We start from the raw sequence: 2257 nt of genomic DNA, 5'->3' as shown, positions 1-2257 counted from the left end.
AATTAACCTGAAGGTGGCGAATCTAGTGATTTCTTGTACGAGAAACGTTGAATATTAAGGACAGAATGAACTAATATAACGTAGGTCATGATATTTTACTCCTTCAAGTAAATGTTGTGGCTTAGCTGGTAGGGGGAACTCGAATTCCTTCTATCAGCGCTTTTTAAAACTTAAAACTGCCTAATAATCTTATTGCATTCAAAATTAGGTTGCAATGAAAATTTATCATTTAAATTGATTCTTGTATTAATCGGATAAACCCAGTCTGGTAACAGACTGGATTCCCCTAAAAACTTTACCATTAGCCATAACCCTCTAAATCGTAAGAAAATTTTTCCAATAATTGAATTTAGTGTAGTAATGGGAAGAGATGATAAAAGGAAATTTAAATAATCCATTTACTGGATGGGCCGAAAGTGAGTTTTTATGTCTTGAGGGAGCAAGTGGAATTTAATGTACAAAAGGCATTTATGTAATTTGAAAGCTAATCAAATTATGTTCAATGAACTGCAATTATTGAACGCCGCTGCGTAAGGTGAGTTATTAAGTTCAGATAAACTCGATGAAGAAATAATAAACGCCATCTTTATTTCTTTAAAAAGTATTTTATCCCCCCTAAAGCAAGAGCTCTCTTCTTTTAGAAAGAAATAATATTCCCCATTGCTTGACCGAAGCGTAATACACTCTTCATATGTATATTCTTATCCCAACACACCGTTTCTCCATTAGCAAACAATAAGATTACCGTGGAACCCAGTTTAAAATAGCCCATTTCATCACCTTTAATCATGTCTCTCTGTATTGCAGCGTTGCTGTAATCAAAATAAGTATTTTTTTTACTGCGTTTGATATCGCCATGCCAACTAGTACCGATAGCTCCTACTATCGTTGCGCCAACCATAACGATTTTCATAGGACCTGCTTTAGTAGAAAATGAAATAACCAAGCGTTCGTTTCGAGCAAAGAGTTTTGGAACAATTTGAGCTGTAGCTGGTTGAACAGAAAATAATGCACCTGGAATATAAGTCATGGAATTAAGAGTGGCGTCCATAGGCATGTGTACTCGGTGATAATCTTTAGGGGCTAAATACAAAGTGGCGAATTGCCCATTATCAAATTGTTGTGCCGTTTCATCGGAACAAGCCAAAAGTTCAGCAACTGAATAATAATGCCCTTTTGCTTGAATCAATTGTCCTTTGTGTATGGCGCCCATTTCGCTGACACACCCATCTACTGGAGAAATAAGATCTGTTGCTGCCAAAGGTCTACACTCAGGCTTTAAATGACGAATAAAAAAATCATTAAAATTGACATAGGCAGTAGGATTTTCAATTAAAGCCTCGCTCATGTTCACCTGGAAGCGATTGATAAACGATTGAATAATATAATTTTTTACTCTTTGCTCCTTAACTTCTGCTAAATAACCAGCTAAAGCTGTAAGCGCATGCTTGGGGAGAAGATATTGTGGAAAAATTTTTAATAAGTTTAAAGTCATACAGGTACTCACAAAATTTAAAAAGCAGAATCATAACCTATACTGAGTACTGCCACAATTTACAAGTTAAAACAATTAGATGTATACCAGACGTCGAGAGGATTCTTGAGATGAAGCAGATTTTTGCTCAATGTTATTTACTATTCTTATTGTAAAGTACTTGTTATACCTATATCCGTGCTTTCTTTACTGGGAGGTTTTTCTATTCGCCCCGTTTGGGTAGCTCATTTACAGATTTGATCCGTTAAACTAATGAACGCTTCTCGTAATAATTTTAATCTGATGGCAAATGTCTTTATTCAATGCTCGTAGTTCCTCACCTGAATTACTTTGAGTAAAAAACCAAAGATTACCTGTTTTTTGTACTTTAATAAAGTTAGCAATACCCAAGGTAAGAAGGGTAATTACTATATTTGTTATTGCGATAATGGCTTTGTATAAGTCTGATTCGACAGGTGGATCAACAATGTTTACTATATCTTTTTCAATTTGTTTAATTTGCTGTGCAACCTTTTTAAAAGTAGAATGTTCAGTACCTTTCGTTTTCATCAAAGCATCACAAACAATTGTATATAATTGTATCCTATAAGTGGCTAGTGCATCTTGCCAGGTGGTATACATTGTGCGGTCAGATGCTGAGAGTTCCACACGAATTTTTATCTTAACGCATTGAAAAAAGGGATAAAAAAATTGAATGTGCATGGTGATTATGATCAAATAGTGTTTCCAGACATTAAGAGATCGACACCATGCACCAGATGC

At 35.1% G+C, this 2257-nt stretch carries 1 protein-coding gene and 1 pseudogene; both read right to left on the bottom strand.

The window, feature by feature from the left end; translation table 11 throughout:
* Nucleotides 1–637: 637 nt before the first annotated feature.
* Nucleotides 638–1495, bottom strand: a complete 858-nt coding sequence (gene asd, locus WA877_RS04320) for an archaetidylserine decarboxylase (protein WP_425169705.1) — start codon at nucleotides 1493–1495, stop codon at nucleotides 638–640.
* A gap of 249 nt (nucleotides 1496–1744) precedes the next feature.
* A pseudogene (locus tag WA877_RS04315) lies at nucleotides 1745–2257 on the bottom strand (hypothetical protein); the annotation flags it as partial.

The sequence above is a fragment of the Legionella sp. genome (genome assembly GCF_049790535.1).
Lineage (GTDB): Bacteria > Pseudomonadota > Gammaproteobacteria > Legionellales > Legionellaceae > Legionella.
Note: the sequence above shows the minus strand (reverse complement) of the source record. Positions and strands in the feature narration are given on the sequence as shown.